This is a genomic window from Bariatricus sp. HCP28S3_D3 (genome assembly GCF_052065755.1).
GTDB lineage: Bacteria > Bacillota > Clostridia > Lachnospirales > Lachnospiraceae > Allocoprococcus.
Genome location: NZ_JBQHTK010000002.1, coordinates 42,124 through 67,773, shown reverse-complemented (window position 1 = coordinate 67,773; position 25,650 = coordinate 42,124). Strand labels below are relative to the sequence as shown.

Annotated in this window: 26 protein-coding genes; 7 read left to right on the top strand and 19 right to left on the bottom strand. The window is 43.8% G+C overall.

The annotated features are described in order from the left end of the window. Window positions 1-63 precede the first annotated feature (63 nt). Window positions 64-2,295 carry a DNA helicase PcrA gene (pcrA, locus tag ACTNB3_RS02625; RefSeq protein WP_441024436.1) on the bottom strand — a complete coding sequence of 744 codons (2,232 nt, stop codon included), beginning with the start codon at window positions 2,293-2,295 and terminating at the stop codon, window positions 64-66. A gap of 219 nt (window positions 2,296-2,514) precedes the next feature. Between pcrA and ACTNB3_RS02620 the strand changes: the two genes are divergently transcribed. Further along, complete coding sequence (locus ACTNB3_RS02620; RefSeq protein WP_427808531.1) at window positions 2,515-2,823, top strand: YerC/YecD family TrpR-related protein; 309 nt, start codon at window positions 2,515-2,517, stop codon at window positions 2,821-2,823. 41 nt (window positions 2,824-2,864) lie between these two features. On the opposite strand, the gene ACTNB3_RS02615 is transcribed toward ACTNB3_RS02620, so the two are convergent. Together ACTNB3_RS02615 and ACTNB3_RS02610 are read right to left on the bottom strand one after the other, a co-directional pair. Continuing rightward, window positions 2,865-3,482, bottom strand: coding sequence for a DUF1836 domain-containing protein (locus tag ACTNB3_RS02615; protein ID WP_427808529.1), 618 nt, complete (start codon window positions 3,480-3,482; stop codon window positions 2,865-2,867). A 39-nt stretch (window positions 3,483-3,521) separates the two neighbouring features. Further along, entirely contained in the window at window positions 3,522-4,235 is a 714-nt protein-coding gene (locus ACTNB3_RS02610; RefSeq protein WP_427819682.1) for a phosphatase, read from the bottom strand. A 134-nt stretch (window positions 4,236-4,369) separates the two neighbouring features. On the opposite strand from ACTNB3_RS02610, the gene ACTNB3_RS02605 reads away from it, so the two are divergent. After that, window positions 4,370-4,567, top strand: coding sequence for a hypothetical protein (locus ACTNB3_RS02605; protein WP_427808525.1), 198 nt, complete (start codon window positions 4,370-4,372; stop codon window positions 4,565-4,567). Window positions 4,568-4,673: 106 nt separating this feature from the next. Beyond that, the gene (locus ACTNB3_RS02600) at window positions 4,674-6,476 is read left to right on the top strand and encodes a glycoside hydrolase family 2 protein (protein WP_441024435.1); all 1,803 of its coding nucleotides are present in this window, start codon (window positions 4,674-4,676) and stop codon (window positions 6,474-6,476) included. 62 nt (window positions 6,477-6,538) lie between these two features. Here the strand turns inward: ACTNB3_RS02600 and glgB are convergent, their stop codons facing one another. From glgB to ACTNB3_RS02565, 7 genes are all read right to left on the bottom strand, one after another. Continuing rightward, window positions 6,539-8,326, bottom strand: coding sequence for a 1,4-alpha-glucan branching protein GlgB (gene glgB, locus ACTNB3_RS02595; RefSeq protein WP_441024434.1), 1,788 nt, complete (start codon window positions 8,324-8,326; stop codon window positions 6,539-6,541). Window positions 8,327-8,446: 120 nt separating this feature from the next. Then, window positions 8,447-9,076 carry a DUF4317 family protein gene (locus ACTNB3_RS02590; protein ID WP_427808519.1) on the bottom strand — a complete coding sequence of 210 codons (630 nt, stop codon included), beginning with the start codon at window positions 9,074-9,076 and terminating at the stop codon, window positions 8,447-8,449. A 212-nt stretch (window positions 9,077-9,288) separates the two neighbouring features. After that, the gene (locus ACTNB3_RS02585; protein ID WP_441024433.1) at window positions 9,289-9,762 is read right to left on the bottom strand and encodes a DUF6773 family protein; all 474 of its coding nucleotides are present in this window, start codon (window positions 9,760-9,762) and stop codon (window positions 9,289-9,291) included. Continuing rightward, window positions 9,743-9,964 carry a helix-turn-helix transcriptional regulator gene (locus ACTNB3_RS02580; protein ID WP_441024431.1) on the bottom strand — a complete coding sequence of 74 codons (222 nt, stop codon included), beginning with the start codon at window positions 9,962-9,964 and terminating at the stop codon, window positions 9,743-9,745. Before ACTNB3_RS02580 ends, ACTNB3_RS02585 begins: the two co-directional genes overlap by 20 nt. A gap of 564 nt (window positions 9,965-10,528) precedes the next feature. Further along, the gene (locus ACTNB3_RS02575) at window positions 10,529-10,834 is read right to left on the bottom strand and encodes a GHKL domain-containing protein (protein ID WP_441024430.1); all 306 of its coding nucleotides are present in this window, start codon (window positions 10,832-10,834) and stop codon (window positions 10,529-10,531) included. Then, window positions 10,803-11,630: a hypothetical protein gene (locus ACTNB3_RS02570; RefSeq protein WP_441024429.1), complete on the bottom strand. Its 828-nt coding sequence runs from the start codon at window positions 11,628-11,630 to the stop codon at window positions 10,803-10,805. Before ACTNB3_RS02570 ends, ACTNB3_RS02575 begins: the two co-directional genes overlap by 32 nt. 231 nt (window positions 11,631-11,861) lie before the next feature. Continuing rightward, the gene (locus ACTNB3_RS02565; RefSeq protein ID WP_427808515.1) at window positions 11,862-13,397 is read right to left on the bottom strand and encodes a sodium:solute symporter family protein; all 1,536 of its coding nucleotides are present in this window, start codon (window positions 13,395-13,397) and stop codon (window positions 11,862-11,864) included. 297 nt (window positions 13,398-13,694) lie between these two features. Here ACTNB3_RS02565 and ACTNB3_RS02560 point away from each other — a divergent pair, with 297 nt between their 5' ends. Continuing rightward, a complete protein-coding gene (locus tag ACTNB3_RS02560; protein ID WP_427808513.1) occupies window positions 13,695-14,885 on the top strand; it encodes a pyridoxal phosphate-dependent aminotransferase in 1,191 nt (396 codons plus the stop codon). 43 nt (window positions 14,886-14,928) lie between these two features. Beyond that, window positions 14,929-15,741, top strand: a complete 813-nt coding sequence (locus ACTNB3_RS02555; protein ID WP_427805672.1) for an amidohydrolase family protein — start codon at window positions 14,929-14,931, stop codon at window positions 15,739-15,741. Between the two features lie 54 nt (window positions 15,742-15,795). On the opposite strand, the gene ACTNB3_RS02550 is transcribed toward ACTNB3_RS02555, so the two are convergent. Genes ACTNB3_RS02550 through ACTNB3_RS02530 form a run of 5 tightly spaced genes read right to left on the bottom strand, consistent with a single transcriptional unit; the run spans window position 15,796 to window position 20,217 of the window. Then, entirely contained in the window at window positions 15,796-16,221 is a 426-nt protein-coding gene (locus ACTNB3_RS02550; protein WP_427805671.1) for an ACT domain-containing protein, read from the bottom strand. Window positions 16,222-16,240: 19 nt separating this feature from the next. Continuing rightward, window positions 16,241-17,548, bottom strand: a complete 1,308-nt coding sequence (locus tag ACTNB3_RS02545) for a phenylacetate--CoA ligase family protein (protein WP_427805670.1) — start codon at window positions 17,546-17,548, stop codon at window positions 16,241-16,243. A gap of 27 nt (window positions 17,549-17,575) precedes the next feature. Then, window positions 17,576-18,142: an indolepyruvate oxidoreductase subunit beta gene (locus tag ACTNB3_RS02540; protein ID WP_427805669.1), complete on the bottom strand. Its 567-nt coding sequence runs from the start codon at window positions 18,140-18,142 to the stop codon at window positions 17,576-17,578. Between the two features lie 4 nt (window positions 18,143-18,146). Continuing rightward, on the bottom strand, window positions 18,147-19,922 hold the full coding sequence (gene iorA, locus ACTNB3_RS02535; RefSeq protein WP_427805668.1) for an indolepyruvate ferredoxin oxidoreductase subunit alpha: 1,776 nt from the start codon (window positions 19,920-19,922) through the stop codon (window positions 18,147-18,149). Beyond that, window positions 19,903-20,217: a YerC/YecD family TrpR-related protein gene (locus ACTNB3_RS02530; RefSeq protein ID WP_427805667.1), complete on the bottom strand. Its 315-nt coding sequence runs from the start codon at window positions 20,215-20,217 to the stop codon at window positions 19,903-19,905. Before ACTNB3_RS02530 ends, iorA begins: the two co-directional genes overlap by 20 nt. A 222-nt stretch (window positions 20,218-20,439) precedes the next feature. Here ACTNB3_RS02530 and ACTNB3_RS02525 point away from each other — a divergent pair, with 222 nt between their 5' ends. Further along, window positions 20,440-22,074: a class I adenylate-forming enzyme family protein gene (locus ACTNB3_RS02525; RefSeq protein ID WP_441024427.1), complete on the top strand. Its 1,635-nt coding sequence runs from the start codon at window positions 20,440-20,442 to the stop codon at window positions 22,072-22,074. 97 nt (window positions 22,075-22,171) lie between these two features. Here ACTNB3_RS02525 and ACTNB3_RS02520 read toward each other — a convergent pair whose 3' ends face one another. Both ACTNB3_RS02520 and ACTNB3_RS02515 read right to left on the bottom strand, forming a co-directional pair. Further along, window positions 22,172-22,594, bottom strand: coding sequence for a hypothetical protein (locus tag ACTNB3_RS02520; protein WP_441024426.1), 423 nt, complete (start codon window positions 22,592-22,594; stop codon window positions 22,172-22,174). Beyond that, the gene (locus ACTNB3_RS02515; RefSeq protein WP_441016032.1) at window positions 22,591-24,114 is read right to left on the bottom strand and encodes a Y-family DNA polymerase; all 1,524 of its coding nucleotides are present in this window, start codon (window positions 24,112-24,114) and stop codon (window positions 22,591-22,593) included. The genes ACTNB3_RS02520 and ACTNB3_RS02515 overlap by 4 nt, the downstream gene beginning before the upstream one ends. A 168-nt stretch (window positions 24,115-24,282) precedes the next feature. On the opposite strand from ACTNB3_RS02515, the gene ACTNB3_RS02510 reads away from it, so the two are divergent. Further along, a complete protein-coding gene (locus ACTNB3_RS02510; protein ID WP_427805663.1) occupies window positions 24,283-24,561 on the top strand; it encodes a hypothetical protein in 279 nt (92 codons plus the stop codon). A 294-nt stretch (window positions 24,562-24,855) separates the two neighbouring features. Here ACTNB3_RS02510 and ACTNB3_RS02505 read toward each other — a convergent pair whose 3' ends face one another. Both ACTNB3_RS02505 and ACTNB3_RS02500 read right to left on the bottom strand, forming a co-directional pair. Continuing rightward, on the bottom strand, window positions 24,856-25,062 hold the full coding sequence (locus tag ACTNB3_RS02505; RefSeq protein ID WP_427805662.1) for a hypothetical protein: 207 nt from the start codon (window positions 25,060-25,062) through the stop codon (window positions 24,856-24,858). Next, complete coding sequence (locus tag ACTNB3_RS02500; protein WP_427805661.1) at window positions 25,049-25,441, bottom strand: helix-turn-helix domain-containing protein; 393 nt, start codon at window positions 25,439-25,441, stop codon at window positions 25,049-25,051. Before ACTNB3_RS02500 ends, ACTNB3_RS02505 begins: the two co-directional genes overlap by 14 nt. Between the last annotated feature and the right edge of the window lie 209 nt (window positions 25,442-25,650).

Here is a 25,650-nt window from a genome sequence, read left to right as displayed (position 1 = left end):
TTATATCATTCCCGTTACTAAATTTCTACCAAATTATATCATTTTTAGAAATTCTTTATCGTTCTATTCGACTTTTTCCAGTTTTGCAAACATAGCAAACATCTTCTTTACACCGGCCGTATCGAACTGAACCGTCACCTCGTAATCACGTCCGCCTTCGGTGATCTGCGTCACCGTTCCTTCACCGAATTTCATATGACGCACCCTGTCTCCTACACCGTAAGAAAGTCCCTCACTCTTCTTGACCTGGAACTGTTTCGGTGCGGCATAGGCATTCTTGTGGAAATTCATCACAGCCTGCTGATATGCTGTCCGCTTTGCCTCTTCTGCCTTTTTCTCTTCTTTGTGGAAGACTTCTCCGGTAGATAAAAGTTCCGGTGGGATTTCCTGCATAAAACGGGACATCCTGTTATATTGTGTCTCGCCCCGGACCATCCGCCGTCTTGCGCAGGTGAGGGTCAGTTCTTCCTTCGCCCGGGTGATTCCCACATAACAGAGTCTTCTTTCTTCTTCGATATCGGACGGATCATCCGAGGTAACAGACATATAACTTGGGAAAAGTCCATCCTCCATGCCTGCCAGATAGACATGCGGAAATTCCAATCCTTTCGCACTATGCAGAGTCATAAGAACCACGTAATCGGTATCCTCGTCAAGACTGTCAATATCGGCTACCAGTGCGACTTCTTCGAGAAATCCGGACAAAGTAACTTTCGTTCCCTCTGCTTCACATAATTCCTCGTATGCTATGATTTTATTCTTGAATTCTTCGATATTTTCAATACGACTTTGTGCCTCTTCATCAGTATCAGCCTGCAGTTCTTCCACGTACCCGGTCAGCTCGATGATCTCATCCATAAGCTTGGAAGTGCTCATGTTTGCGCTTTCGGCTTTCAGCTGTTCGATCAGCGCCACAAAGGATTCCAGCTTCCCTGCGCTTCGCCCAATCGCCGGAATACTGTGTGCGCCAACCAGCGCATCATAAAAGCCGATCTCACGCTCTGCGGCATACTCCTGCACGCGGTTGATCGTGGTCAGGCCGATTCCCCTCTTCGGCACATTAATGATCCTCCGCACAGCCAGGTCATCTCTTCCGTTATCAATGGTTTTCAGATATGCAAGAAGATCCTTGATCTCCCGTCTGGCATAGAAATTGATGCCGCCCACAATCCGATAGGGCACATTGGATACAACCAGCTTTTCTTCAAACATACGGGACTGGGCATTGGTACGATAGAGAACCGCAAAGTCATGATAGCTTCGTTTTCCTGAATTTACTTCATTTTTTATATTGTTTACTATGTATTCCGCCTCATCAAATGCCGTATCAAACTGGCGGAACTGAATCGGCGTTCCCAGACCGTTCTGGGTCCAGAGCGCCTTCGCCTTACGTCCTTTGTTGTTGCGGATCACTGCATTTGCCGCATCCAGGATCGTCGTCGTGGATCGATAGTTCTGTTCCAGCTTGATGACCTTCGTATTCGGAAATACCTGTTCGAAATTCAGAATATTCTTAATATTTGCCCCACGGAATTTGTAAATGGACTGATCATCGTCTCCGACTACACAGAGATTCTTGTATTTCCCCGCAAGAATACTCACAAGCATGAACTGTACTGTATTGGTATCCTGATACTCATCCACCATAATATAGCGGAATCGTTCCTGATAGCTCTCAAGAACATCCGGCTGTGTCTGGAAAAGCTGAACCGTCTTTAGCAGCAGATCATCAAAATCCAGCGCATTGTTTGCACGCAGCTGTTTCTCATACTCGGTGTAAGCCTGCGCGATCTTCTTCTGCATATAATCGCCCTCTGCCCTCAGTGCAAATTCCTCCGGTGTGACCATCTCATCCTTTGCCGATGAGATTGCCCCGAGAATGGTTCTTTCTTTCAGCATCTTGGTGTCGATCTTCAAATATTTACACACATCTTTCATCAGAGTCTTCTGATCATCTGCGTCATAGATCGTAAAGTTGGTATCATATCCCAGACGGTCAATGTATCTTCTCAGAATCCGGACGCACATGGAATGAAAGGTGCTCACCCAGATGCTCTCTGCCCCGAATCCTACGATGGAATCCACTCGCTCCCGCATTTCTCCTGCCGCTTTGTTGGTAAATGTAATCGCCAGTATATTCCAGGGATTCACTCCTTTTTCTTCAATGAGATATGCGATTCGATGTGTCAGCACTCTCGTTTTTCCCGAACCTGCTCCCGCAAGGATCAGAAGCGGTCCTTCTGTATGGCAAACAGCCTCTTTCTGCTGTTCGTTTAATGAATCATAAATACTCATATTCTACATCCTTTTCTGCAGCCGCTTGTCACAGCCTGTCTTTTCCTGTCTAATCTCTGCCTTCGCAGACGTACTTTTTATTATAATATAAAATCCTTCAATTGTCTCTTGTTTTTTCAAGAATCCCTACATACAAATGGAACTTAAGAAAATATTTATAGACTTTAAAAATTTACTGTGTTAAAATGGTATGGTCAATAAAGATACGGAGGGATCATCATGAGCCGGAAAATTAGAACTGAAGCTGTTGATTTTTTATTTGATGCTGTTTTAAGTCTGAAAAACCGCGAAGAATGTTATACTTTTTTTGAAGATGTCTGCACGGTAAATGAACTGTTATCACTCTCACAGCGCTTCGAAGTAGCGAAGATGCTGAGAGAACAGAAGACTTATCTGGAAATCGCAGAAAAGACAGGAGCTTCTACAGCGACGATCAGCCGCGTAAACCGTTCACTGAATTATGGAAATGACGGATATGACATGGTTTTCGCCCGCCTTAGCAAGGACCCGGAGGCAACTGAAGAATAAAAGAGAGAAGGAACAGGACGCCTGGGGAAAGCGTCCTGTTCTTATTTTTTATGCTTTTTCTTATTTTCTTCATGTTCCGGAAATCCGTCAATGAGCTTTTCAATCAGCTGCTTTTTAATATATACGTCAAAACTCAGATTACAGATAAAGGCGAACATCTGGAGATACTCCCTTTCTTCTTCCGGTGCATCTTTGAAAGAATCTTCAGCGATCTTGTACAGCTCGCCGACACTTTCCTGCGTCTGTCCGACCCTGCCCTTCTCCATCTGACAGATTTCTTCATAAACGCGCTCCATATCCAACTCGGATTCCGAGCCGAAATATCGGCTGATCATGGGTTCGAGCAGAGTTCCGATATCCTTGATGGATAAAATACTCTTAAAATAATAAATAAAGATCAATACCAGCAGATGTTCCTTGGTGTATTTCTTCTTCACCGGTGGCGGAAGGAGGTCATTTTTCGCATAATTATTGATCATTGTCTTCGTCAGGATCTTGTCATCCGGATACCGCTTCGTCGTCTTAAGCTGTTCCTCCATGAAGGTCGTTACCTGATCCATATAGAGATCAATATTCGGGATATCAGCAGGTTTGATATAATCGATCCTTCCGATACTCTCCATAATACTGTTCAGTAAATCTTCCGTGTCAATTGTCATATTTCTCACCTCAATATATTCATTATATAGTAATGAAAACTAGATGGCAAGTATTTTTTCCAGCCTCTCAAGGGATGTATTTACCACCAGTTCTTCCGGGAATTCGCATTCTTTCAAAACTTCCATCGCCAGATCAAATCCTGCCAGATCCACATCCACGTGGGCGTCGCTTCCAATGGAGATCGGCACCTCATATTTTTTACAGAGACGCAGCATTTCCAGATCATTTTCCCTGGTATTCACACGGAATCCTCCCGGACGGAGGGAACTGTTATTCAGTTCCAGAAGCGTGTGCGTCTCTTTCGCCTTCTTTACGATTGCTTCATAATCTACCATAAATCTACCATCATCCGGATGCCCGATAATATCGATATGCGGGTTCTCCATTGCTGCAAGATATGCGTTTGTAATATCCTTTTTCGTCTTTGCCCCTTTATAGCACGGCGGATGAATACTGGCAATGACCAGATCCATTTCCGCAAGAACCGAATCCGGGAGATCCACACTTCCGTTCTCATCCAGTATATTGGCTTCCGTTCCAAGGAAGAGCTTTACGCCGCATTGATTTCTTGGAACGACACGCAGATTCTGAAAATAGAACAAATGGCAGCTTCCGGGCATGTCCGGCGCATGATCCGTCAGTGCGATCGCCTCCAGTCCTTTATCCGCAGCCGCCTTTGCCATTTCTCTTATCGTATTATATGCATGTCCACTTGCCAATGTATGTGCATGTGTATCTAAAACAATCTTCATTTTTCGCTATTTACTCCTCTTTTATAACTTGTTTCCTTACATTATCATAAACTCTTTATAAAGTTTTTACAATGAATTTTACATAGTTTTTCCCCTGATGCAGAAAATATCATAAAAAAAGGAAGGTTATTTTCATGAACAAAAAAGAAAAACAGCAAAACAATCGTATCATTGATTCCTATGATTATCTTGCCAATGCAGCCTCCTCCCAGGATTGTACAGGACTGATTCCCTCTCTCCCCATATCCCGTGCGGAGCTGGATTCCTATGAGGATGTTTATCACTACCAGCCTCCCAAAGTTCCGGTCAAAAAAGATGAGCGGGAATTGTAAAAATTCTATAAAATTGCAGAAGCGTCTGCCGGTCTATGGTATACTAATAAAAAGCGAATTGTGCAGACTACTCCTGCACAAGAATTTACAAAAGAGAGGAATTGATATGGATCTTTTATCTGCTCTCAAAAGTGCACATTTTTTCAATCACAAAAGGCGTCTTCTTCCCCTTACAACAACGTGGGGCGAGTCGCTGGATCCCGAGCACGTTCTGGAAGAGTATCCGCGCCCCCAGATGGTACGCGAACATTTTATGATTCTGAACGGTTACTGGGATTATACCATCATTTCCAAAAAGAAACGCCATGCTCCTGTTTCAGGGAAGATTCTGGTTCCTTTTTCACCGGAAGCTCCTCTGTCGGGCGTGCAGCAGCAGATTTTCCCGGATGATACTCTGATCTGCGAACGGACACTCCCCGATGAGATTCTTCCGCCATACGGCAAGAGATGTATTCTTCATTTTGGTGCCGTGGACCAGCAGGCCAGTGTCCGGATCAACGGCCGGACCGTCATCGAACACACCGGAGGTTATCTTCCGTTTTCCGTAGATATCACCGACGCACTGACCGAACGTTCCAACATTCTGTCAGTATCTGTCAGAGACCAGTCGGACCGCTCCTTCCACAGCACCGGCAAACAGAAGCTGAAACGCGGCGGAATGTTCTATACAGCCCAAAGCGGCATCTGGCAGACAGTCTGGGCGGAATGGGTTCCGGATATCTATATCACGGAACTGCATCTGACTCCTCAGTATGACAAGGAAACGGTGCATGTCTCTTTAAAATTGAACCGTCCGGTACTGGCATGCCGTGATCAGGATGCGGTCGTCTGCCATGTTCTTGATGCCGACGGCAACATCATTTCCAAAGGAATCTGCACCAATTATTCCGATTCTCTTTGTGAATATTCCTGCTACTGCGATGTGGACCAGATGGAGCCGTGGACTCCGGATCATCCTTATCTGTACCGCCTGCGTGTCCGTGCCGGCAAGGATGAGGTGACCGGATATTTCGCCATGCGCACCTATACTATTGAAAAGGATTCAAAAGGGATCTCCCGTTTCTGCCTGAATCACAAGCCCTTCTTTCTGAATGGAATCCTGGATCAGGGCTACTGGCCGGACGGACTCTATACCGCCCCTTCCGACGATGCTCTGATCTATGACATTACCAAGATGAAAGAACTTGGATTCAATATGCTGCGCAAGCATGTGAAGATTGAGACCGCCAGGTGGTACTATCACTGTGACCGCCTCGGTATGATCGTATGGCAGGACATGGTAAATGGCGGCGCCTATCATGCCCCCATTATGACCTGGATCCCGGCTCTGTTCCCGAAATTCAAGGTACGTATGAGTGACAAGCTGCACCTTCCTCTTGGCCGCAGGAGTATCCGGGGCAGAGAAGAATTCATTCAGGAATGCCGCGATACAGTCCAGGCACTTGGCTGTTTCCCGTGTATCAGCACCTGGGTCATCTTCAATGAAGGCTGGGGACAATTTGACTCCAAGAAGCTCACACGGCTATTGCGGGAACTGGATCCTGACCGACTGATCGACTCCGCCAGCGGATGGTTCGACCGCGGACAGGGGGATTTCAAGAGTGAGCATAATTACTTTGATAAACAGTTTGTAAATCCGGAACGACGCGCTTTCGTCATTTCCGAATATGGTGGGTACGCCTGTCAGATCAAAGATCATGTCAGCACGCGCGGTGTTTACGGGTATAAGGTTTTTCCGGCCGTCAGCGATTTCAGAGGCGCTTTCTACCGCCTGATGAGTGAAGAGATCGATCCGCTGATCGAGAAGGGGCTTTGCGGAGCCATCTACACCCAGGTTTCTGACATCGAAGAAGAAGTAAACGGTCTTCTCACCTATGACCGGAAAGTCTGCAAATTGGACAGGAATTAGACCGAAATATCAAAATTTTAAAACGCAGGGGCACCTCTTATAAATGAAGTGCCCCTTTTTCTTTATTCTGATTCCAACAATATTCCGGAAAACGGCGGAAGATTTAGAATGACCTTTCCATTTTTGTACTCATTTCGGACAAGAGATGTCTTTTTTGCGGTACTGCCACCGAATTCTTCCCAGTCTGAGTGCAATGCCACTCTGATTTTTGCATCTTCCTCAACCTTAAATTCATACGCTTCCTGCAATACATTCGAAAAATTAAAGACAGCTATATATTTTCTTTTGATTCCAACGCGTTCCATCGCATAAATGCACCGCTCCTCCTGATGGCAGTCCACCCACCGGAAATTCTCAGGATCATAGTCCCTATGGAACGCATCATTTTCCCGGTAAATACGGTTCAGTTCTATCATATACCGGTGAAGCGCATCATGATTCGGATACTTCAGCATATCCCAGTCCTGCTCCCGCTTCTCATCCCACTCACGGAGCTGGCCGAATTCATTTCCCATAAAATTCAGTTTCTTACCCGGATGCACCATCATATACATGTACATCGCTCTGGCCTGCGGAAATTTTCCATCGTAATCCCCGTTCATTTTCTGAAGGATCGTCGCTTTCCCGTGTACCACTTCGTCATGACAGAATTCCAGCATATAATTTTCATGATAGAAATACATCATAGAAAATGTCAGTTTATGATAATCCCGCGCCCGATACTCCGGAGCCGTCTGGAAATACTCCAGCGTGTCATGCATGAATCCCAGATCCCATTTATAGTCAAATCCGAGGCCGCCCTTCTCTACCGGCTTTGTCACCCCCGGGTAGGAAGTCGAGTCCTCTGCGATGAGCATCGCCGTCGGATGGCGCTGTTTCAGCCCCTGATTCATGGCCTTCAGGAAATCCAGCGTCGTTCCGTTCACACCGCGTCGTTCATCTCCCTGCCAGTAGATCAACCGGCTGACCGCGTCCATCCGAAGCCCGTCAAAATGAAATTCCTCCAGCCAGTAATTCGCCGCCGACTGCAGGAAACAGCGCACCTCTCCCCGGGAATGCATGAAATTACAGCTTCCCCACTCACTTTCTCCTACTGCAGCATTTGGGTACTCATACAGACATGTTCCGTCAAATTCCTTCAAGCCATAATAATCCACCGCAAAATGCACCGGAACAAAATCCATAATCACTCCGATTCCTGCCTGATGGCATTTATCAACCAGCTTTTTCAGCTGATCCGGTGTCCCATACCGTGAAGTCGGCGCAAAAAATCCGGTATTCTGATACCCCCAGGAACCGTCAAACGGGTGCTCAGAAAGAGGCATGAATTCCAGATGTGTATAATGATTTTCCTTGATATATGGGATAAGAAGCTCCGCCAGTTCCTCGTAATCATACCAGTCCGTCTCTTCTTCCCCTTTCTTTTTCCAGGATCCTGCGTGCAGCTCGTAAATATTCAACGCCTCATCGTGCCTTACCGTGCGCGACTGCATCCATTCCTCGTCCTGAAACTGATAGGAATCCAACTCCGTCAGGATCGAACAGTTTGCCGGACGCAGCTCCATCTGAAATCCATAAGGATCCGCATGCTCTACCCGCCAGCCCTTTCCCGTGTAAATGCAATATTTATACATTTGTCCCAACTTTGCCGCAATCGGCTCCGATATATATACACCACTCTGGTTCTCCTGATACATCGGAATCTCCCGCCAGCTACTAAATTCTCCCATGACCGTAACGCCTCTCGCTCCCGGTGCAAATACACGGAAAATAAAATGATCCCCTTCTTTATGTGCTCCAAAATACCGGTAAACATCAAACAAATGACCTGTATAGAATTCTTTCTGCATTTCTCCTGGTTCCCCTTTCTCCTCATCGTATATCAGCTACGCCTATTATACAAAATGCAGAAAATAACCGTCAATAAAGCGGAAGACTACAATTTCTTGAAATTGTAGTCTTCCCATCATTTACGTTTCAAACCCTGCATACTGTGTCATATACAGTTCATAATATTTTCCTTTCTGTTCTTCAAATATATTGATGTATCTGTTATCTGTTGTCCTGTCACGAAAAGCCGGATATAAGAATCCAAATTCCGGTTTCCCCGGTTCGTACTCGCCGATAAGCGGACTGATTGTGCATAAAAGGTATGTATAAACCTCTTCCGATCCTTCCATCCACTCCTTATCACTGCCTTTTACGGGAACATCATATTGTCCGAAATAAAGATAACAAGCATACGGATATCCCGGATGAACTCTCTCTTGAATCAATTCATACAAAATATCCAGAAATGCATCATTCTTAAGTTCGGACTCTTTAATCCCATCCAATAACTGCCAGATGCTCCCCGGCTTTCTCGCAGAATCCGGGATTAGGTAGTCCTTCATTTGGTCATTGGTCCTGGAAATCAGAATCGTCTTCGCCAGATTCAGATTCTTTGTCCGGTCCGGTACCGACAATTTCAGAAAATGCGTATTAAAAGTCCCGTCAACATAACCTTCCTCATCAAAATACGCCCCTGCAATCCTCGACACCGAAGACCTGGCCGGGGTCATACGTCTGGTCAGTTCCAGCATATCTTCCCTGTTAATCATACTCACTACTCCCGCCTTTTCCTGTCATTATAAAATCAATTCCGGTTTGCGAGTGACCAGGGGACAGGTACCTAGTCACATTCAAATTAGTATTATTATAAACACAACATCGCATTAAGTCAATTAAGATGACTTTGGGAACGGATACATAATAAACGGTGCTTCGAATTCTAATTCCCGAAGCACCGCTCATCCCATTCATATCATATATTCTATTCGTCACACATAGAATCCTCATCCACCTTTTCCAGTTTTTCAACTCTTTTTTTGTATATCAGTGAGGATACTACTAATGCAGCCAAACATAAACCTCCCGTACAAATGAACATAAAAACACCGGTCATAATAGATCCGATAAAATTATGATAATTTTGATAGGAAATCACAAACCAAATGACACCTAATGCAGTACCTGCAATTACACTGGCAATTACGTTTGTTTTAAAATTTGGTTTTAGTTTTCTGTCCCAAATTCCATTTTTCATACAGGCAGCCGATAGATAAATTGCAAGGCACATAAATACGATCCATTCTCCTGCAAGATTTTTCGGACTGCCATTGCCCAAAAACATCTGAATCAACATTGCTGCCAGCAGTCCCCAAAAAGCAAACCAGCAGCCATTGTGTTCAATTTTCAAAAGTTTCAGTTCCTGTCTCTCGTCAAGATTATTCTTCTCTTTCTTCATCTTCCTCATCCTCCCAGAATAAATCATCTAAGCTCTTGTTTAATACACGGCAAATCTTTCGGCATAGTTTTATTGTTGGATTGTATTCACCCTTTTCAATGGCATTCATGGTCTGCCGCGAAACTCCGACCGCTTCAGCCAGGGCTTTTTGTGTCATATCTTTCTCAGCTCTCGCTACCTTTATAGCAATGTTTTTTGCCACTTGCTCTTCACCTCCTTGTTCCTTCCAACCATAGATTATCACTTATGTGACAATATGTCAAATATATTTTGCTTTTAATCGCATATAAACAACTATTTAATTTATTTCTCATTCAGACGTCCTTTTCTTCTATACCGTTTTCAGAATTCTTCGAATTAATCAGAACCATTATTTGCAAAACATGTTATAATTAATCAAAAAGGCAGGTGTGTTTTATTCAGATAAATTCACTGCGGAAAAAGTCGGGAAACTCCATGGTGCTCCGATTATTTTTAAGGTCAGAACACAGGATATGCCTGACGCCGGTCATAAGTTATCTTATCGCCAAATGGTGTGTGGCTTGTAAAAAGCGTACCGACAGTATCTTGAAATAGAAAACATTGAAAAAATATAAACTGTTCAAATTCAACAAGACATAAAAGCAGCAAAAGGCTTCTTTCCTTCTGCTGCTTTTATGTCTAATCCATCATTATTTCGGAACCACGGTTCCAATAATATCCATAGTTTGAATAATACAGGCAAATCCGGCACTCATTGCAGATAGAATCATACGCAACACTGCCATTAGATTTCAATATTGATGTTTTGCACGATTACATTTTCCTGAATCTCAAAACAATAATCCATATCTTCATTATCCAAAATGATTTCGCGTGCATAATACATTCCATAGCCTCTGTTTTCTCCTTTTGTCGAATAACCCTTATCATAGAGATGCGCTAACTCAGGCTTTGTGCCATATGTATTCTCTATGATGATCCGATATCCGTTTTCTGCATTTGCCATACGAATATCTACATATTTCTTTTCAGATTCTTCGGCCGCTTCGATGGCGTTGTCAATCAGGAGCCCCAGCAGGCGGCTCGACATCTTTTAAGGACTGCCACGCTTTTCCCTTTTTATCTAAAGCCACCCAGGTATCCCGGATATTCGTATCAAAATACTCTTTCAAATGCGGCATGTCATCCTCTTCGATGAAACCGGAGATCGTTGCGATCAGGTTTTTGTAATCATGGCGAAGCTCTCTGGATTCATCAATCAATTGTTCCAAACCGGATACGTAATTTTCCGTCATTTTCAAACGTTCCTGGTCTGCTTTCTTTTCTTCTTCGGAACGGATGGTCTTTGTAAAATAAATCAGTACAATGCTTGTACTTAGAAAACAGAGACCAAAAAGAACGCTATTCATTAAGAGTACGGATTGATTATAATTGACTGTTTGTCCCATTACTACATTAGCTACGAAAATAGCAACAAAACATATCAAATTTATTAATATCCCCGAATTAAATTTGTTACTGCTATTAATATATTTTAGAATATTTATCTTATTATACATTATTTTTCTGATCAAAATGATGAGTAAAGCAAATATTCCAGTATATATAATATCGAATATAACTACATAAGAACTACCAACTACTATTATTCCAAAAAATTTATTCAAAATATATAATACAATTTGATTAAAAATAACATCTATCATATATCCAAGACATGCAAAACATAAATTTATTATTTTATGTTCTTTTTCACCCAGTGCTATAATAATCAGAATGAAGCTAATAACAGGTATTGTAGTTCTTTGTCCCCAAGGCATTATCAAACTAATGATTCCAACAATGAAAGTAGTTATAAAAAGAATTTCGTAATACTTCTTTTCCATGTTTTTTGTCAGCAGACCACATCTATGCTCATATATTTTTTACGGTGTGTACATAAATGAATCAATCCACACCCACTCCGCTCATCCAAATCCATCCTTATGTCCATAAATGTTAACATAATTCAAATCGATTTACAATACAATCAAAAATCCCTAATACTTATTTAAAATCAAAAAATAGCTAAGACCAGTCCCATCCCGATCTTAGCTATTTTTTAACATCTACATTCTTTATTTTCCAAGTGCCGTTTTCTGTGAAACTACAGTTGATTTTTCATAGCAGGCAAATGCCTCGTCTACCAGTTTCTTATCCGGCTTCGGTGTAACAAGGCTGACAAGCGGAACGATAATCAGACCGCCGAGCATTGCGATTGCACCCGTATTGATCGGAGACTGCATGATCACCGGAAGGCTTGATCTTGCAAACATATTGATAAACGTAAGACCGCAGCCCCAGATGAAGGATACCCAGCAGGATGCTACCGTTGTCTTCTTCCAGTACAGCGAATACAGGAACGGAGCCAGGAAGGAACCTGCAAGTGCTCCCCATGACACACCCATCAGCTGTGCGATGAAGGTTACGGAACTCTTATACTGAATCAGTGCAAGTACTGCAGAAATCGCGATAAATACGACGATAAATCCACGGATTACAGTTACCTGCTTTTTGTCATCCATATCTTTTACCACGTTATCTTTAATAAAATCGATCGTCAGTGTGGAACTGGACGCGATTACCAGTGAGGACAGTGTAGACATAGATGCGGAAAGTACCAGGATTACTACCAGTGCGATCAGCATCGGGCTTAAACTCTCCAACATGGTCGGGATAACAGAATCATATCCATTTGCGGCAATATCAATTTTATCGGAGAACAGACGTCCGAAACCGCCAAGGAAATAACATCCGCCGGCTACAACCAGAGCAAACAGCGTGGAAATAATAGTTCCTTTCTGAATCGCGTTCTCATCTTTGATCGCATAAAATTTCTGAACCATCTGTGGAAGTCCCCATGTACCAAGAGAAGTAAGGATAACCACAAACATCAGGTTCAGTGGATCAGGTCCAAAGAAAGATGCGAATACACCGGGCGCGGTAGAAACCGTTTCATCCGAAATCTGTGCAAGTCCCTGGTATGCTTCCATAAATCCGCCTTTGCTTGCAAGGACTGCCGCGATCACTGCAACAATACCTACCAACATAACCATACCCTGAATGAAATCATTGATCGCAGTAGCCATATAACCTCCGGCAATTACATAGATACCGGTGAGAACTGCCATCAATACAATACATACGGAATAATCAATGTTAAATGCCATTCCGAATAATCTGGAAAGACCATTATAAAGCGATGCTGTATATGGGATCAGGAACACGAAGATAATCAGGGAAGCACACAATTTCAGTGCTTTACTGTTGTATCTCTGTCCGAAAAACTGCGGCATCGTCGCTGAATCAAGATGCTGTGTCATGATTCTGGTTCTTCTTCCCAGAACTACCCATGCAAGAAGTGAGCCAATAATGGCATTTCCAATACCGGCCCAGGTCGCTGCGATACCATATTTCCATCCAAACTGTCCCGCGTATCCTACAAATACGACCGCGGAAAAATAAGAAGTACCGTATGCGAAAGCGGTAAGCCACGGTCCAACCGAGCGGCCGCCCAATACAAAACCATTTACATCTGTTGCTGTTTTGCGGCAATACAGACCGATTGCGATCATCAGTGCAAAGTATGCCAGGAGTACAATTACTTTTAACATTTTCTTTCCTCTTCCCTCTCAACTAACTCATTGAGTTTGTGCTTTTTCTTTAGTACCTTAAAGTTTTTAATCTTTAAATCGTTAAAGTAATAAAATTGTAGCATACGCCATTTGATCTGTCAATCAGATTACGGATACGTCCGCTTGTTTTTTTCCTTTTTTCATACAATAAGATGCTTTTTCATCGGGATTCTTTCATTGACAAATAAAATATTATGCTCTATCATTATTACAGCAACGCGTTAATATACAACTACAATCCAATCATAAATAAACAAAAACAACGAGGTAATCATCATGGCGAATTTAAATGAAAGAATGGTGGCATTGGGGACTTCCCGTTCCGTGATCCGTGAACTTTTCGAATTTGGTAAACAAAGAGCTGCAGAAATCGGCGCTGAGAATGTATTTGATTTCTCCATCGGAAATCCAAGTGTTCCGGCTCCGGATGCAGTCAATGAAACTGCAATCAAACTGCTTCAGGATACAGATCCTGTAGTTATTCATGGTTATACCAGCGCTCAGGGAGACATCGAAGTCAGAAAGCTCCTTGCCGATTCCGTAAACAGACGGTTCGATACATCTTTCGGGCCGGATAACTTTTATGTATCCGTCGGTGCCGCCGCTGCACTTTGCTGCTGTCTGAATGGTCTTTGCAACAAGGATGACGAGGTCATTGTATTTGCACCATACTTCCCGGAATACAAAGTATTTATCGAAGGTGCCGGCGCAAAAATGAATCTGATCCCTGCCGATACCGAAGCTTTCCAGATCGACTTTGAAAAGTTTGAAGCAGCAATCAACGAGAACACAAAAGCAGTCATTGTAAACTCTCCGAATAACCCCTGCGGTGTTGTATATTCACATGAGACCTGCACAAAACTTGCGGAGATCCTCAACGCAAAATCTGCTGAATTGGGCCATCCGATCTACTTGATCGCGGATGAGCCTTATCGCGAGATCGTGTTCGATGGTATTGAGGTTCCGTACCTTCCTAAATACTACAACAATACTCTGGTGTGCTATTCCTGGTCCAAGTCCCTCTCCCTTCCGGGAGAACGTCTGGGATACGTTCTTGTTCCGGATGAAGTCGAGGAACACGGACTGGTGTACGCAGCTGTTGCAGGTGCAGGCCGTTCCCTTGGATATGTCAATGCACCCGGACTTTTCCAGCGCGTATGTGCCATGTGTGCAGATATGACTGCCGACATCACCATCTATGAGACCAACCGCAATCTCCTTTACAATGGGCTCCGCGAGATTGGTTTTGATGTAGTAAAACCGGACGGAACCTTCTACATCTTCCCGAAGACACTGGAAGAAGATGACGTTGCTTTCTGTGAAAGAGCAAAACAGTTTAATATCCTCATCGTTCCGGGATCCGGTTTCGGCTGTCCGGGACATGCACGTATTTCCTACTGCGTACCTACAGAAAGAATCGAACGCGCGCTTGATGCGTTCAAAAAACTGGCAGATTCTTATAAATAACACATAAAAATCTGTCAAATAAATACTAGAAGAGAAAACACCCATGATTATTGATTTTCATACTCATATATTTCCAGAGAAAATCGCAGAACGAGCGATTTCCAATCTGGCAGCAGTCATAAGACAAAAGCCCACCACCAACGGTTGTGCAGACGGCTTGCGTTCTTCCATGAAACAGGCCGGTATCGACATCAGTGTTGTGCTTCCTGTCGTAACCGATGTGAAGCAATTTGATTCCATCCTTCGTTTTGCGGTTTATATCAACGAGACGTATGCTTCCGTTCATGAGCAACGGCTGATTTCCCTTGCGGGTATCCATCCGGACGATCCTGACTGCAAAGCTCATCTGGCGCTGATTAAACGAGAAGGATTCGCCGGAGTCAAAGTCCACCCACATTATCAGAATGTAGAATTCAATGATATCCGCATGAAAAATCTGATCTATGCCGCATCCGAGATCGGTCTTCCGGTTATCACTCATGCCGGATATGATCCCTATACGCCGGATCATGAGTTCTGCACTCCCGATATGGTTCTCGACGTTTTGAAAGATGTTGCTCCGGAAAATCTGATTCTTGCACATTTAGGAAGCAACGAAAATTACGATGAGGCCGAAGAAAAACTCTGCGGTCAGAACATCTTTCTCGACACTGCTTACTCTATCACTCGTGTGAGTGAAGCCCAGTTTATCCGCATGGTGCGCAAACATGGCGCGGATAAGATTCTTTTTGCTACCGACTGTCCATGGGCAGACCAAAGAACCTGTGCTGAAATTCTGAAGGAAAGCGCACTCACTGATCGGGAAAAAGAATTGATTCTATCAGAAAATGCTATAAAATTATTAGGCATTCAATAAAAGTAAAACCCACTGAAGAATTCTCCGGTGGGTTTTGCTTTTCTCTCTATCCAATTACTTCATTGCGTCCATACCTACAATACGGAATCCTTTCGCATCCAGAATCTTTGCAGCTTGTGCATCATCATTCGTACGAATGATCATATATGCAACATCGTTCTTCTTTCCCAAAATCGTGTACATATACTCAATATTGATTCCTTCTGTCCCAAGTACAGCAATCATATTTGCAAGCATACCGGGCTCATCCTGAACTTCCACAGCGATGACATCGGTAATAGAGCAAATATAATTTTCATTTTTCAGAATGGTAACTGCGTTGAAAACATCATCCACGATGATACGGGCAATACCGAAATCAGAAGCTTCTGCTACTGAAATTGCACGAAGGTTGATTTTCTGAGCGGAAAGAACCGCTGCAACCTCAGCAAGTTTCCCCGGCTGGTTTTCAAGAAATACGGAAATCTGTTTAACTGTCATGAATTTTCCCTCCTATTCATTAACCCTGATACAGGTTTCGTTTATCAATCACTCGAACTGCTTTGCCTTCACTTCTTACAATGCTCTTAGGTGCAACCAGCTTAACCTTAGCGTAAATTCCAAGCATCGCTTTCAGTCCGTTTACAAGCTCTTTCTCTTTTTCGGATACAACACTCAAGTTGTCGGAGAACATCTCAGGTGTCATTTCTACCTGAACTTCGATGGTGTCACTGTTGTTTACACGATCAACGATGATCTGATAGTTCGCCGGATATCCCTGGTTCATAAGTACGGTCTCGATCTGGGACGGGAATACATTTACACCCTTAACGATCAGCATATCATCACTTCTTCCAAGCGGTTTACTCATCTTCACATGCGTTCTTCCGCAAGAACATTTTTTCCTGCTTAAGATACAGATATCACGGGTACGATATCTCATGAGCGGGAATGCTTCTTTCGAAATGCTGGTAAATACAAGCTCGCCCTTCTCGCCGTCCGGAAGCACCTCTCCCGTGATCGGGTTGATGATTTCCGGAATAAAATGGTCTTCATTTACATGCATACCGGTCTGCTCTTCGCATTCGAAGGCTACACCCGGACCGGAAATTTCTGTAAGTCCATAAATATCATACGCTTTAATGCCAAGCTGTTCTTCGATATCATGGCGCATTTCTTCTGTCCATGCTTCTGCTCCGAAAATACCTGCTTTTAATTTGATCTGATCGCGTACCCCTTTTTCATGAATGCTCTCCGCTAGGTAGGCAGCATAAGATGGAGTACAGCAAAGAATCGTAGATCCCAGGTCTGTCATAAACTGAATCTGTCTCTCCGTATTTCCGGAAGACATCGGGAGCGTCAGACATCCTACTTTGTGGGAACCACCATTTAATCCCGGACCGCCGGTAAACAAACCATAACCATAACTTACATGGCAGACATCTTCTTTGGTTCCGCCTGCGGCTACGATTGCTCTGGCGCAGCAATCCTCCCAGAGATCAATGTCATGCTGAGTATAGAAGGCAACCACACGTCTTCCGGTAGTACCACTGGTTGACTGAATGCGAACACATTCTGAAAGCGGACGTGCAAGCAATCCATATGGGTACTCGTCTCTTAAATCATCTTTTTCAATGAAAGGCAATTTCGGCAGATCATCCACAGACTTGATATCTTCCGGAGTCAGTCCTTTTTCCTCCATTTTCTTTCTGTACATTGGCACATTGTCCCAAACATTCCGGACCTGTTTTACAAGTCTCTCACTCTGGATCTTATGAATCTCATCCCTGGATGCGCATTCGATCTCTGGCTGAAAATATCTTTTCATCTCTTTTTCTCCTTCTTACTGTATTGTTTAACCTCTCCCGAGGGCAAACGCTCTTTTGTTCATTTCGACAAATTTTTCCGGAACACACTTCTCAATAGCACTGATCCATTTTTCTTCCGGAATATCAAAATATCTGGAAAGTCTTCCCATCAGGACCAGATTTACCGCTTTGGCAGAGCCAGCCTGCTCTGCAAGGGAAAGGCAGTCCATTGCATCAACTGCGATTCCTTCTGCTTCCATCTTATCGATCAGGTTCTCCGGATAAGAAGCTGCACCGGTGATGACCGGCATTGGATCGATCTCCTGGGTATTGACCACGATGCGTCCGCCTTTTTTCAAATATTCCACATAACGTGCCGCTTCCAGCTTTTCAAAGGATACGATAAAGTCTGCCTCACCCTTGTCAATGACCGGTGAATACACCTTCTCTCCAAATCTTACATATGTAACCACGCTTCCACCGCGTTGACTCATACCATGTACCTCAGATACTTTTACATCATATCCTTCATTCAGAAGGAGATATCCTAAAAGTTTGCTGGCAAGGAGAGATCCCTGTCCTCCTACACCGACAATCATTACATTCTTTGTCATTTCTTTATTCCTCCCCGCTCTGTAATGCATCAAACTTACACATCTGCTGGCAAACTCCGCAGCCAACGCACAATGTTGTATCGATCACAGCTTTTTTGTCTTTTACACTGATTGCAGGACATCCAAGACGCATACAGGATTTACATCCTACACAGTTATCCACAGCAACTTTCAAAGGAGCTTTATGTTTTACATATTTAAGAAGTGCACATGGGCGGCGGCTGATGATGACAGACGGCTCATCTGCTGCAAGTTCTTCTTTCAATACTTTATCGCACTCTTCCAGATTGTATGGATCCACGACAGCTACGCGGTTGAAGCCCATCGCTCTGCACAATGCCTCCAGATCAATCTTTCCTGCCGGATCACCTTTGATGTTGTATCCGGTCGTCGGATTCTGCTGATGACCGGTCATACCGGTAATGGAATTATCCAGAATGATAATGGTGGAATTACTCTGGTTATAGGCAACATTTGCCAAACCGGTCATACCGGAATGCATAAAGGTGGAATCACCGATTACGGCTACTGTCTTTCCTTCACTTTCTTCGCCGCTGGCTTTGTTAAATCCGTGAACGGCACTGATGGATGCACCCATGCAAAGAGTCATATCCATAGCGGCAAGGGGAGCTACCGCGCCAAGGGTATAGCAGCCGATGTCTCCAAGAACCGTGCATTTATTCTTGGAAAGAGTATAGAACAGTCCTCTGTGCGGGCATCCTGCACACATAACAGGCGGTCTTCCCGGAAGCTGTTCGCCAAGAGAATAACAGTCTGCACATTTTCCTTCTATTTTTTCCGCAATGAGATTCTGAGAAAACTCGCCGCAGATCGGAAGCAGATCTTTTCCTGATAAAGTCAGGCCAAGTTGCTTACAATGATTTTCAATGATCGGATCCAGCTCTTCGATCACGATCAGCTTTTCAACCTTTGCCGCAAAATCCCGAATCAGTTTTACCGGCAGCGGATTTACCATACCAAGCTTCAAGATACTTGCATTTTCTCCGTAAACTTCCTTCGCATACTGATAGCAGGTGGACGAAGTGATGATACCCAGTGCGGTTCCTCCCATCTCCACACGATTCAGCGGGCTGGTCTCCGCGTATTCGATCAGTTTTCTGGTCCGTTCTTCTACAAATGGATGACGGCGGATCGCATTACCCGGCATCATTACATATTTCTGAATCTTCTTTTCATATGGCTTCTGCTTAGGAACCACACGCTCGCCCGGAACGACAACGCTCTGGGAATGTGCTACTCTGGTACACATTTTTATAATGACCGGAGTATCAAATGTCTCCGAAATCTCATATGCGGTCTTTACAAATTCCAGTGCTTCTGCAGAGTCAGACGGCTCCAGCATAGGTACCTTCGCTGCGATTGCATGATGGCGGGAATCCTGCTCATTCTGGGAAGAATGCATGCCCGGATCATCCGCCACGCAAATCACCATCCCTGCATTTACACCTGTATAGGAGCAAGTATAGAGCGGATCGGCCGCTACATTAAGTCCGACATGCTTCATGCCGCAAAAGCTTCTTTTTCCGGCAAGACAGGCTCCAAAAGCAACTTCCATGGCCACCTTTTCATTCGGAGCCCATTCACAATAGACCTCATCATATTTTGCAATTTCTTCTGTGACTTCTGTACTTGGCGTCCCCGGATAACTGGACACCACGCTGCATCCTGCCTCGTATAAACCTCTGGCAAATGCCTTATTACCTAGCATCAACTGTTTCATCGGTATAGTAACTCTCCTTTCAACTTTCACTTTCTGCATTTACTTCGCTCTCTTCCAAACGAATCAACGTCTTCTCCAGCATACCCGTACCGCCATTCAACACACGGCTCACACGGCTGATAGTTGCTGTGCTGGCACTTGTTGTACTCATAATATCTGAATAGATTTTTCCCTTTGAGAGCATTCTCGCCACATCAAAACGCTGTTCTATAGCGCGAAGCTCTGTCTCTGCACAGATATCCTCAAAAAAATCCATACATTCTTCTATTGATTCCAGCTGAAGAATTGCCTTATACATATCTTCGTTTCTGGTTCTCTGAAAATTCTTTTTCATATAAACCTCTCTTTTCTGCACAATGAGTACACTTTATTACTGTATTGTATTATTGTATCATTTTTATCGGAATTGGTAAACAGTATTTTTATATCGGCAGAAGCTCCTCCGACGTTAAACAAATCGTACCTTTCAAAGTATCCTGCCAGATTATTGACTTTATCTTTCAAATATGCTATCTTGATTTAAAGTATTAAAGTTTGAATTGAGAGGAAATCCATCATGCCTGTTACTGATTTACTTGAGAGAAATCACAAATTATATGGGGACGAAGTGGCTCTTGTGGAACTGAACCCATCTGTGAAAGACACCAAAAGAACCAGCTGGAGAGAATACAGTCTGGTACAGCCTACTTCTTTTGAACCGTACAGAAGAGAAATCACATGGAGTGTCTTTGATGAAAAAGCAAACCGCGTTGCAAATATGCTTCTGGAACGTGGAATTAAGAAAGGGGACCGCGTTGCAATTCTGATGTTTAACTGTCTGGAATGGCTGCCGATTTATTTCGGAATTTTGAAAACCGGTGCGATCGCCGTTCCTTTTAACTTCCGTTTTGATTCTTCTGAAATTAAATATTGTGCAGATCTGGCCGAAGTACATGTCTTATTCTTTGGGCCGGAATTTATCGGCCGAATTGAAGCGATTGTTGATGAACTGACCAAGGGACGGCTTCTTATTTATGTAGGAGACACCTGTCCCACCTTTGCCGAAAGCTATCGTGAAATGGTAGCCGACTGTTCCAGCCAGCCTCCGATGATCCATCTGGAAGAAAGCGATGATGCCGCTATCTACTTTTCTTCCGGAACCACCGGATTCCCGAAAGCAATTTTACATAATCATGAAAGTCTGACCCAGGCTGCAGAGATGGAACAGAAACATCACCTGACAGACCGGAACGATACCTTCCTTTGTATCCCGCCGCTTTATCATACCGGAGCAAAATTCCACTGGATGGGAAGTCTCTGCGCAGGAAGCAAAGCAGTTCTTCTGAAGGGCACGACTCCGGAAATCATTCTGGATGCTATTTCAAGAGAAAAATGTACTATCGTATGGCTTCTGGTTCCGTGGGCTCAGGATATCCTGAATGCTCTGGACCGAGGTGATGTGAAGCTCGAAGATTATGAGCTGAGTCAGTGGAGACTGATGCACATTGGTGCGCAGCCTGTTCCGCCATCTCTGATCAAACACTGGAAAGAATACTTCCCGAACCATCTCTACGATACCAACTACGGACTTTCCGAGTCCACTGGTCCCGGATGTGTTCACCTTGGTGTAGAGAATATTCATAAAGTCGGTGCTATCGGTGTTCCCGGATATCGCTGGGAATGCAAGATCGTAGACGAGAATCTGAAAGAAGTTCCGTTTGGAGAAGTTGGAGAGCTCTGTGTCAAGGGTCCCGGTGTTATGACCTGTTATTACAATGATCCGAAGGCTACCGCAGAGACGATCGTAGACGGCTGGCTCCGTACCGGTGATATGGCCATGCAGGATGAAGACGGCTTCTACTTCCTCGTAGACCGTAAGAAAGATGTCATCGTCAGCGGTGGAGAAAACATTTATCCGGTACAGATTGAAAACTTCCTGAGCACCTTCGATAAGGTCAATGACGTTGCCGTTATCGGTCTTCCGGATCCACGTCTCGGCGAGATCACAGGTGCGATTATCTCGATCAAACCGGGCATGACCTGCACAGAGGAAGAAATCAAAGAATTCTGCAAAGGACTTCCAAGATATAAGAGACCGAAGAAAATTATCTTCGCAGACGTTCCGAGAAATGCCACCGGCAAAATTGAAAAACCTGCCCTCCGCAAGAAGTACGGCGCAGATCAGCTGGTTGCACAGCAGAACCGGGGTTAATTTCGGGGACATAAAAATAAGTTTACAATGATATGTTTTAAGGAGAGTACTCAATGTACTCTCCTCATTTCATTCCCGTTGATTCCAACATTTATCTCTACACTTCTTCTATCTCTATAATCTGCTCCATTGCTATCTTCATTCCACTATCCATGAGAATGACTTTTTCCACCTCATCCATCTTTTTGACCGTTCCCACATCCGTAAGATATGCCCCGCCGCATTTTTGAGTATCCGGCCTGAAATATGTGATGGACACATTTCTTTTTTCAGACAAATGCTGAGAGATATCGTAAAGCTTCTCATTGATCTTCTCGATCGCAGTCTCATCAAGCATGATCTTCTCATCTGTAAGTCTTGCGGTTTCTTCGATGGCTTCCTCATGTCCGGCAAGGGCCGCAAAAGGCGCAAACTGCGCTGCCCTGTCGTGGAGTGACATGTGTGTCTGCTCTTTAGACTGGTGGTGTGGCAGGTCCATAATATCATCATATCTGTGCTCGTCTTTATAATATCCACTCACGCTTTATGGCCTCCTATCTGTCCATTTCTTTCTCTGGTCATAGCGCCCTCTTCCAAATTCATTCCCTTAAGGACCGCGTTCTTACCGTATTTTTTCTGAATATCCAGAACCGCCCGCTGAAGCTTTTTCTCCTTCTCGCGCTCTTTGTTCTCCTGCTCTCTTTCTCGTTCGAGCGCTGCATAATCCGTAAATAAATCAAGCTGTTCAAAAGTCTGCTTCTTAGGAACTTCACTCTCAGGGATCACCCTTGACGCCACAACATTCACCCTTCGCACAAGTAAATCCGGATTGACGATCCTGTCAAACAGTTCTTCCACTGCTTTCATAATAATCCTGGTAGAAGAAGTCTGACAAGGCAGATTCATGGTTCCATGCGCATGCTTCGGAACTCGTCTGCCATAATGGTCTGTAGTAACCTCTCCATGATATTTATTCCTGATTGCAGGATCCGTCAGATTCTCTATGTCATATCCGATCGTAAGTACCATCTGATCTGTGACAAGCTTCTTATCCACCAGATCGAGCACCAGTAAATCCGTCATTTCCTTTACGATCAGCCTTGCTTTTTCTGCCGTGTACGCGCAATGAAGCACCTGACCGGAGCCCAGGCTGTTCTTCTGCGGTCTATAAGCCTTGATCTCCGCAATGGTCGTAGGCTCCCATCCCCACGCATGGTCGATTAAAAGCTCCGCATTCACTCCAAACAGCTTATATAAAAATGCCTCATTATAATACTCATTCGGCTTTCCGATCGAACAACGCGCAATATCTCCCATAGTATATAAACCATTTGCCATAAGCTTCTTTGCGTATCCCGGGCCGACTCGCCAGAAATCCGTAAGCGGGACATGATTCCACAAAAGCTTTCTATAGGACATCTCATCAAGTTCTGCGATCCGGACTCCGTCCGCGTCCGCAGGGATCTTCTTGGCTACAATATCCATAGCAACCTTACAAAGGTACATATTGGTACCGATTCCCGCTGTTGCTGTCACTCCCGTTTCCCGCAGCACATCCCGAATCATTTTAAGCGCAAGCTCACGGGCACTCATCCCATAAGTATTCAGATAAGTCGTAGCATCAATGAATACCTCATCAATAGAATATACATGCATATCCTCAGGTGCAATATATCTTAAATAAATATCAAAAATCCTCGTACTGTATTCCATGTAATATGCCATTCTCGGAGCTGCTGCTATATAAGCCACCTCCAGATCTGGAGACTTTGCAAGCTCTACTGCATGAAAAGACGCTCCTGTAAATTCTCCGCCCGGTATCTTTGATCTTCTCTCTCTATTTACTTCCTTGATCTTTTGAACCACCTCAAATAATCTTGGCCTTCCCGGAATACCGTAGCTCTTCATGGAAGGGGATACCGCAAGGCATATGGTCTTCTCTGTCCTGGATGCATCCGCAACGACCAGATTCGTAGTAAGCGGATCAAGACCTCTTTCGATACATTCTACAGAGGCATAAAAAGATTTCAAATCAATTGCAATATATGTTCTGTCTGTCACATCTAAGCCTCCTCTCAGGTTTCTATGGTCTCATTACCAATCATTCCCCTATATCTTGTTGTTGAAATCGAATGTATGTTCGTGTATAATTATATCAGATCCTTTCAATATTTTCAACCAGGAGATGATAGACATGAACAAAATGTTTCGAGCGAGGAGTGATGCTTTATGAGTCAAATCCTATCCTCCAACTCCCATGATTATCTGCCCATGCAGATTGTCCCGGTCATCGCTTCCTTTAACGATGACGGGCAGATCAAGCCTCTTTATGTCGGCATCAACGGCGAGCGGTACAAGGTGGATTCCTATTGGGTAAGGCGCAGTTTCTCGAATCAGATAGAATTCCATTGTAAACTCATCATCGAAAATATGCGAAAACCGGTTATTATGACCTATTACCTGAATGAGTGTATCTGGACGATCCCGAATATCCCGGAACGTAATTAGAGCCGATGGTTCTTGCCCATCGGCTCTGATGATCTGCAATTATTTTCGGCTCTCTTTTTTCTTCTGCGCCATGTTCAGGAAAATTGCTATGCAGTTCAGCACCAAAGCCATAGGCAGGTACCAATTAGGTTCTCCCTTCGGAATAATACGGCACATGGATTGCACAAGAAAGAAAACCGCACCAAGTTCTGTATGTTTTTTAAAAAACAACCGATGTTTCGTTTACTTCTGAAAAACCTTATTAATATGGGATTCTACGAATCATTTACTTCACAATTTTCTTGTGAATGTTGCTCAATTCAAGAATATGTGCATCATAAACCCGATTAAAAAGCAAACCGCCGCCGTAACAACAGCACTGATGATAACTTTTAATTCATTTTGGTATGGACGCTTTCCTACTTCCATCGCTTTGTGAAGTTCATCCAGCTTCTTCCCTTCTGTAAAGGCGACTATCTCCTTGTATGTCTGAATATCATTTTCTTTCTTAATTTTTTTCAACTTTCAATGCCCAAAACATGGTTATGGCAAATAACAGCCAGAAAGGTATAAACGTATAGTATTCTAACCAGATAAACAGCGGGGCCGCTGAGATAATCAAAATCAAAAACTGAATACTGAAAATGTTTCCGTAATAATTAAACTTCTTAACTTCCTGCTCGTTGATCATTTCTTTCATTGTCTCTATATCTCCTTTAATTAGTTGGTCGAGAGATACATTAAACAATGAACTGAGAAGCAACAGGCTTTGAATATCGGGGTAGCTTTTTCCGTTCTCCAAATTTGAAATCGTCTGTCTTGTCACATATACCTTTTCAGCCAGTTCCTCTTGGGACAGCGAATGGTATTTTCTCAACTCCATCAAATTATCCGCAAACATTATTTTCCACCTCCAATTTCGCAGGCGCACCATCTGATATTATCAATGTAAGTTTTCCTCTTATTATTACCACCTATGCTATTATTCTTAACATCATGGTAGCATGAACGGGGCAGTAATTCTACCAACGAAAGCAAACAATTCTGCATGTTTCTTGTAAAAAAAGTGGCATCCGGATTATATCGTTCATGTCTACACTTCCACTACAT